Here is a 7,826-nt window from a genome sequence, read left to right as displayed (position 1 = left end):
AACCCATGTAGATAACACCCTTAACTCATGTAGATAACACCCTTAACTCATGTAGATAACACTGTTAACCCATGTAGATAAGCGGGTTAAGTCAATGTTTCAATTCAGAAACATATTGCTCCAATAAATCTTGTTGTATCAAAACTGTCGTACGAAGGTTGCGCACACTCCTCCGATTCATCTATATTTCTCCCTCCCCTATCCAGTAAAATAGATGAATATAAAATGAATAATTGAATACCGTCAACGGCATTTAACGTTTCTTGCATTTAATCTTGACTTTGCAACCTCTCATCGATAGGCATTTTAAGGTAAATTCGTGGCATCAATCGAATAAAATATGTAACTTTGCAACAAGAAATATTTTTAACTTAAAAAAATAGACATGGAAACGAAACAGACAATTCTTGTTACGGGTGGAACGGGTTTTATAGGTTCACACACCACCGTGGAGTTACAACAAGCTGGATACAACGTTGTAATTGTCGATAATCTATCGAACTCCAAGATTGAAGTTCTTGATGGCATTGAGAAGATAACTGGAATACGTCCACACTTTGAACAAATTGACTTATGCAATTTTGAAGACACAGAAGCTGTGTTCAAGAAGTATAACGATATTGCAGGTATCATCCATTTCGCAGCATCAAAGGCAGTGGGCGAAAGCGTGGAGAAACCTTTGCTGTATTACAGAAACAACATCACCTCGTTACTTAATTTATTGGAGTTGATGCCCAAATATCATGTCAAAGGCATCATCTTCTCAAGTAGTTGTACCGTCTATGGACAACCAACGGCTGAAAATCTGCCTGTTACCGAAGAGGCTCCCATCCAAAAAGCATTGTCTCCGTATGGTAATACCAAGCAAATCAACGAAGAAATTATCCAAGATTACATACATAGTGGGGCGAAGTTGAAGAGTATTATCTTGAGATACTTCAACCCTATTGGTGCACATCCATCTGCCAACATCGGAGAACTCCCTAATGGAGTACCCAACAATTTGATACCTTACGTAACACAAACAGCCATGGGCATTCGCAAGGAACTCACTATCTTTGGGAACGATTATGACACCCCCGATGGAACTTGCATCCGAGATTATATTTATGTCGTAGACTTAGCAAAGGCACATGTAGCTGCTATGAAGCGTGTACTGGAGAAAGAGACAAGTCCTCTTGAGATTTTCAATATTGGTACGGGGCATGGTGAGTCTACATTAGAGATTGTCAAAGGGTTTGAGAAAGCCACTGGTGTAAAACTTAATTGGAAGTATGGACCACGCCGAGAGGGCGATATAGAGAAAGTTTGGGGGAACGTAGACAAGGCAAACAAAGTCTTGGAATGGAAGGCGGACACCCCTATCGAGGAAGTTTTAGCCTCTGCATGGAAATGGCAAGAACGCCTGCGTGACGAGGGTGTGATGTAAATATCCTGCCCTAAGTATAGAAATACAAGTCAAGAAACGTTAATGTAGGTTAATACTCAAAAGTTCTTAATCGTGCAATTTCGATGACTTAGCTTTTTATCGTACCTTTGCAAGCACTTCCACGAGATGGGAGTATTAATTCAAACCTATTTAAATAATACAAAAAATGGCAACAAAAATCAGATTGCAACGCGGAGGTCGTAAGGGTTATGCTTTTTATAGCATCATTATCGCTGACGCAAGAGCACCACGTGATGGTAAATTTACTGAAAAGATTGGAACGTATAATCCTAATACGAATCCAGCAGCTGTAGATTTGAATTTCGACAGAGCGCTCTATTGGTTAGAAGTTGGTGCACAACCAACCGACACTGTTCGTAACATCTTGAAACGTGAAGGTGTTTATTTAATGAAACACTTGCGTGGAGGTGTAAAGAAGGGAGCCTTTGATGAAGCTGCAATGCAAAGCAAATTCGATGCTTGGAAGCAAGACAAAGTGAAAGGCTTACAAGCTTGTGCTGCCAATGAGGCTCAAGCTAAAAAGGATGCAATTGCAAAAGAACTTGAAGAAGAGAAGAAGATTAATGCTGAAATAGCAAAGAAGGTAGCAGAGAAAAAGGCTGCTGCAAAGGCTGAAGAAGAAGCTGCAAAAGCTGAAGAAGAAGCTGCTAATGCTGCTGAAGAAGGAGCTCAAGAAACTTCTGAAGAAGCACCAGCTACAGAAACAGAAGAAACTCCTGCTGAAGCATAAGACAAAATTCTTTTATTCTGATACAAAAAAAGTCAATATGGAAGTTTTCATATTGACTTTTTTTGTGTCCTTTACGCTGAAAAGCAACTACCACACGAGGGTTGTTAGTGCAGGATAAGTTATCTATAACTGCTGTTCATGACTGAATTTCAGACCTCATTAAGTCAATACAAAGGATAAATGAGATGTTCTACTCAAAGACTTCGTCTATACCAAACTCATCCATATTTGCATCGTCTTGATGACATGGATTGTATCCTTCTGGTAGACCGAAGGACGCATCTGCCCGATAACCAAGCGACTTATCACGATAAATGCGTTTCATGTAATACGCCCAAATAGGCAATGCCATCGTGGCACCTTGTCCCATGCGCATAGAATCAAAGTGGATATCACGGTCTTCACCTCCTACCCAACAGCCACTCACTAACTGTGGCGTGAAGCCCATAAACCAAGCATCCGAATTTCGATTGGTAGTACCTGTCTTCGCTCCTATTTCACCATCAATGTGGTATTTGAATCGCAAACGTCCAGCCGTACCACCTTCAACAACAGCCTGCAGAAGAACAAGCATCTTATTGGCACTTTCCTCACTAATCACCTCATTCATACGTGGTTGAAAAGTAGCAATGACATTTCCTTCATTATCCTCAATCTTTGAAACAAACATGGGTGCAGTACGGATACCATGGTTTGCAAACGCTGAATAGGCACTCACCATCTCGGCAACAGAGACCTCACATGGTCCTAAACAAAGCGCCATAGATGGATGGATATCTGGGTTTTTGATTCCAAAATCGTTCAACATACAAACAAATTGCTGTGGATTTAATCTGCTCATCAGGTAGGCAGAAATCCAGTTATTTGAGTTAGCCAATCCCCATTTCAACGTAACCATCTGTCCATAACGTCGTCGACTGGCATTCCTTGGCGTCCAAGGTTTACCTGCTACAATGTATGTTCGTTGTACATTCGGCGCTTGGTCACAAGGAGAAAAACCGTTTTCCATGGCTAATGAATACAAGAAAGGCTTAATGGTAGAGCCTACTTGGCGTCGCCCACTCATCACCATGTCATACATAAAATGATTATAGTCAAGTCCACCGACATACGCTTTCACATGCCCCGTTTGCGGTTCCATACTCATGAATCCAGCTCGCAAGAACGATTTGTAGTATCGAATGGAATCCATAGGAGTCATCGTTGTATCTACATCCCCATGAAATGTAAAGATACTCATATCTACAGGCGTTCTAAATGCTTTTTGAATCTCTGCATCCGTAGCTCCTGAAGCCTTCATGACACGGTAACGCTCACTACCTCTCATCGATCTATTAAGTATCGCTCTTATCTCCTTCTGCGTCAGTGCACTTGTAAAAGGTGCATTTGCTTTTTTAGAATTTTCTTTTGTAAAGGCAGGTTGTAAGAACTTCACAACATGATTATACACAGCATCTTCAGCATAACGTTGCATTCTTGAGTCGATCGTTGTAAAGACTTTTAAGCCGTCTGTATAGACATTATAGGGCTTACCGTCTTTCTTAAAGTTCTTATTACACCATCCATACAGCGGGTCGGACACCCATGCAATAGAATCGAAGACATACTGATTTTGATTCCAAGAAGGATAATCGGAACGCTGAGGATGCGTTGCCATCATGTATTGACGCAGAAATTCTCGGAAATATGTGGCAGATCCGTCCTTATGATCGATGCGATGAAAGTCTAATACCAATTTTTCATCGGCATGTTGATGATATTCTGCCTTTGACAAATAACCCGCTTTTTGCATCTGACTCAACACGACATTCCGTCGCTCCGTACACCGTTGAGGATATCTCACAGGATTAAAGAGCGAAGGATTCTTGCATAAACCTATCAAAGTTGCCGCCTCATTGATGGTCAAATCTTTGGGCTCTTTATTAAAATAGGTGTTAGATGCAGTTTTGATACCTACGGCATTGTGTAAAAAATCAAAATAATTAAGATACAAGGCGATGATTTCTTCCTTCGTATAATTTCGCTCTAACTTCACAGCAATCACCCACTCGATGGGCTTTTGCAAGACTCTTTCCAGCGTACTGTGGGCGGTTTCAGAATATAATTGCTTTGCCAATTGCTGTGTAATGGTAGAGCCACCACCAGCATTTTCTTGTCGTAAAATACCTCTCTTAACGATGGCGCGCCCCAAAGCAATAAAGTCAATCCCAGAATGTTCATAGAAACGCTCATCTTCTGTGGCTACTAAAGCATGTACCAAGTGTGGAGATATTTTAGAATATGGTATGACGATTCGATTTTCCTTATTGAAATTCCATGTTCCAAGCACCTTTCCGTCTGCAGAATATACTTGTGTAGCAAACCTACTAATCGGATTTTGTAAATCTTCTACATCGGGCATATATCCTATCCATCCTTTCCAAATGGCAGTAAAAGCCAAAACTAACAGGATTGATACAACAATTAATATCCTCCAAAGCACATGAATGAAAACCTTTCTCATAACTTATCGTGAACGTATTCGTATTTTGCAAATAATATAAATGAGTTTTTCCGTGGTGTTCGTCTGTAAAGAGAGTGAACAAAGCACCTAAGGTTCATCATTATATTTACTTGTATAATGAAACATTCTTACTTCATTTTCGGTATGCTTCATTGCAACTTTGTCTTTTCGACTCTGCAAAAGTTTCTTTATTATTTGATGCAAAAATACAATTTTTCTTTGAATTAACTCGTAAAAATAAAAATTAATAACTACCTTAGCAGACAATTCTAATGAGAACATTAAGTAGGATAAAAAATGCAAAAACATCATTTTATAACAATAGCCAATCTTAGTAAAGACGATTTGATGTATCTTCTCTCTATGGCAGAGGAATTTGAGAAACATCCAAACCGTGAACTTCTTAAGGGCAAAGTCGTTGCAACACTGTTCTATGAGCCGTCTACTCGTACGCGTCTTAGCTTTGAAACGGCAGCCAATCGATTAGGTGCCAGAGTCATAGGTTTTTCAGATGCCAAAGCTTCCAGCGTGGCAAAAGGCGAAACTCTCAAAGACACCATCCTAATGGTATCGAATTATGCTGATGTTATTGCCATGCGTCATTACATAGAAGGTGCAGCACAATATGCCAGCGAGATAGCCCCTGTTCCCATTATCAATGCAGGCGATGGTGCTCATATGCACCCTTCTCAATGCTTACTTGACGTGTATTCCATTTATAAGACACAGGGAACGCTCGAAAACCTAAATATTTATTTGGTTGGAGATTTGAAATATGGGCGCACAGTACATTCACTTATCATGGCGATGCGTCACTTCAATCCTACGTTTCATTTCATTGCGCCCAAAGAATTGTCGATGCCAATGGAGTATAAGATATATTGCAAGGAATATGGAATTAAATTTCAAGAACACACTGTCTTCAATGAAAAAGTCTTAGCCGATGCAGATATCCTCTACATGACTCGTGTGCAGAAGGAACGTTTTTCAGACCTAATGGAATATGAGCGTGTAAAGAATGTTTATATTTTGCGCAATGACATGCTTTGCAACGTTAAAGAGAACATGCGAATCTTGCATCCATTACCTCGTGTCAATGAGATTGCGTATGACGTGGACGATAATCCGCACGCTTATTACATCCAACAAGCAAAAAATGGACTCTTTGCGCGTGAGGCTATCTTCTGTTATTGTTTAGGCATTACCCTTGAAGATATCAAAAAAGATAAAACCATTATCGAGTAATATCGGTGAATTTATAAATCGTGAGAAAATGAACAAAAAAGAACGTTTGGTAGCTGCCATCGAAAATGGAACGGTAATTGACCATATTCCAGCAGATAAAACATACCAAGTTATGAACTTGTTAGAGCTTCAATCTCTTAACACTCCCGTTACGATTGGCAACAATTTCGTATCTAAAAAAGTGGGTAAAAAAGGAATTATCAAGGTTTCCAATAAATTTTTCTCTGATGAAGAAATCAGCAGACTGTCGGTCGTTGCTCCCAAAATAGTGCTCAATATCATTAAAGATTACGAGGTAGTAGAAAAGAAAACGGTAGAAACACCCGATGAACTGCGTGGTATTGTAAAATGTAACAACCCCAAATGTATCACTAACAACGAGCCAATGGAAACGGTGTTCCATTTTGTAGACAAGGAAAACGGACTACTAAAATGCCATTACTGCGATAAAGAACAAGATATCAACAAAGTAGAACTGTGTTAGAAGATACACAATACCGCTCTTCATCACACCCTCTACAAAAGAGATAGACATACAATAAGATTCAAACTATCTAAATTCTAATTTTATTTAATATCAACCTTTAAAACTAAAAAACACATGGAAAAAGATGTGAAAATCTTTGATCTCATTGAGAAAGAACATCAGCGTCAGCTCAAAGGAATGGAGCTTATCGCTTCAGAGAATTTTGTAAGTGACGAAGTAATGCAAGCTATGGGGTCGTATCTGACCAACAAGTATGCTGAAGGATTACCTGCTAAGCGCTATTATGGAGGCTGTCAGGTAGTAGACGAAGTTGAAAACATTGCCATAGATCGGGTAAAGAAACTTTTTGGAGCAGAGTTTGCAAATGTACAACCTCACTCTGGAGCACAGGCAAATGCCGCTGTTTTCCTGGCTGTATTAAATCCCGGTGATACTTTCATGGGATTAAATTTGGATCACGGTGGGCACCTGTCACATGGAAGTAGTGTCAACACCTCTGGTATATTATATCACCCCATTGGTTACAATCTTTCTAAAGAAACTGGACGTGTAGACTATGATGAGATGGAGCAATTGGCACGTGAGCACAAACCCAAACTAATTGTCGGTGGAGGTTCTGCTTACAGTCGCGAATGGGACTACAAACGTATGCGCCAAATCGCTGACGAAGTAGGTGCCATCTTTATGGTCGATATGGCTCACCCAGCTGGTTTGATAGCTGCTGGTTTGTTGGATAATCCCGTAAAATATGCGCATATCGTCACCAGTACCACCCACAAGACTCTTCGTGGACCACGTGGAGGTATTATTTTAATGGGAAAAGACTTTGAAAATCCATGGGGCAAGACCACCAAAAAGGGTCAACTCAAGATGATGTCTCAATTGCTCAACAGTGCTGTGTTCCCAGGAATACAAGGCGGACCGCTTGAACATGTCATTGCAGCTAAGGCTGTTGGCTTCGGTGAGAACTTGAGACCAGAATGGAAAGAATACGCACAACAAGTTAAAAAGAATGCCAGTGTCTTGGCTTCTGCTTTGATAGAGCGTGGATTTACCATTGTCAGCGGTGGTACAGACAATCACTCTATGTTGGTTGACTTGCGCCAGAAATACCCAGACCTCACAGGAAAAGTGGCTGAAAATGCTCTCGTTTCTGCTGATATCACAGTGAATAAGAACATGGTACCATTTGACACACGCTCCGCATTCCAAACCAGCGGTATCCGTTTAGGAACTGCTGCAATGACCACACGTGGCGCTAAAGAGGACATCATGCTACTTGTTGCTGAACTTATTGAGGAAGTGTTGAATGCTCCTGAAGATCAAGCAGTGATTGAAAAAGTAAGAAATAAGGTTAATGAGACCATGAAGAGTTTCCCACTCTTTGCTTACTAACGGTCGTAGGTAGCAC

General features: G+C 40.4%; 6 protein-coding genes. 5 read left to right on the top strand and 1 reads right to left on the bottom strand.

The genetic code is table 11. The features are described 5' to 3' along the window. Positions 1-385 precede the first annotated feature (385 nt). Positions 386-1,429 (top strand): UDP-glucose 4-epimerase GalE, encoded by a 1,044-nt coding sequence (gene galE / locus BN35_RS02045; protein WP_008121810.1) that lies wholly within the window; start codon positions 386-388, stop codon positions 1,427-1,429. 166 nt (positions 1,430-1,595) lie between these two features. Then, positions 1,596-2,180 (top strand): 30S ribosomal protein S16, encoded by a 585-nt coding sequence (locus tag BN35_RS02040; RefSeq protein WP_025071683.1) that lies wholly within the window; start codon positions 1,596-1,598, stop codon positions 2,178-2,180. Positions 2,181-2,370: 190 nt separating this feature from the next. Here the strand turns inward: BN35_RS02040 and BN35_RS02035 are convergent, their stop codons facing one another. Beyond that, positions 2,371-4,683 carry a transglycosylase domain-containing protein gene (locus tag BN35_RS02035; RefSeq protein ID WP_028900868.1) on the bottom strand — a complete coding sequence of 771 codons (2,313 nt, stop codon included), beginning with the start codon at positions 4,681-4,683 and terminating at the stop codon, positions 2,371-2,373. Positions 4,684-4,980: 297 nt separating this feature from the next. Between BN35_RS02035 and pyrB the strand changes: the two genes are divergently transcribed. The 3 genes from pyrB (at position 4,981) to glyA (ending at position 7,810) form a co-directional block, all read left to right on the top strand. Continuing rightward, positions 4,981-5,928 (top strand): aspartate carbamoyltransferase, encoded by a 948-nt coding sequence (gene pyrB / locus BN35_RS02025; RefSeq protein WP_028900870.1) that lies wholly within the window; start codon positions 4,981-4,983, stop codon positions 5,926-5,928. A gap of 28 nt (positions 5,929-5,956) precedes the next feature. After that, entirely contained in the window at positions 5,957-6,412 is a 456-nt protein-coding gene (pyrI, locus tag BN35_RS02020; RefSeq protein WP_025071685.1) for an aspartate carbamoyltransferase regulatory subunit, read from the top strand. 117 nt (positions 6,413-6,529) lie between these two features. Then, a complete protein-coding gene (gene glyA, locus BN35_RS02015; protein ID WP_025071686.1) occupies positions 6,530-7,810 on the top strand; it encodes a serine hydroxymethyltransferase in 1,281 nt (426 codons plus the stop codon). The last annotated feature ends 16 nt before the right edge of the window (positions 7,811-7,826 follow it).

It is taken from the genome of Hoylesella timonensis 4401737 = DSM 22865 = JCM 15640, from assembly GCF_000455445.1.
In the GTDB taxonomy this organism is placed as follows: Bacteria; Bacteroidota; Bacteroidia; order Bacteroidales; family Bacteroidaceae; genus Prevotella; species Prevotella timonensis.
The sequence above is the reverse complement of the archived record's forward strand: the minus strand, read 5'-3'. Positions and strand labels throughout refer to the sequence as shown.

Bases quoted from the DNA above. Each gene is read 5' to 3' on its own strand.
- pyrI (WP_025071685.1), top strand. From the start codon at position 5,957: ATGAACAAAAAAGAACGTTTGGTAGCTGCCATCGAAAATGGAACGGTA.
- glyA (WP_025071686.1), top strand. From the start codon at position 6,530: ATGGAAAAAGATGTGAAAATCTTTGATCTCATTGAGAAAGAACATCAG.
- pyrB (WP_028900870.1), top strand. From the start codon at position 4,981: ATGCAAAAACATCATTTTATAACAATAGCCAATCTTAGTAAAGACGAT.
- BN35_RS02035 (WP_028900868.1), bottom strand. From the start codon at position 4,683: ATGAGAAAGGTTTTCATTCATGTGCTTTGGAGGATATTAATTGTTGTA.
- BN35_RS02040 (WP_025071683.1), top strand. From the start codon at position 1,596: ATGGCAACAAAAATCAGATTGCAACGCGGAGGTCGTAAGGGTTATGCT.
- galE (WP_008121810.1), top strand. From the start codon at position 386: ATGGAAACGAAACAGACAATTCTTGTTACGGGTGGAACGGGTTTTATA.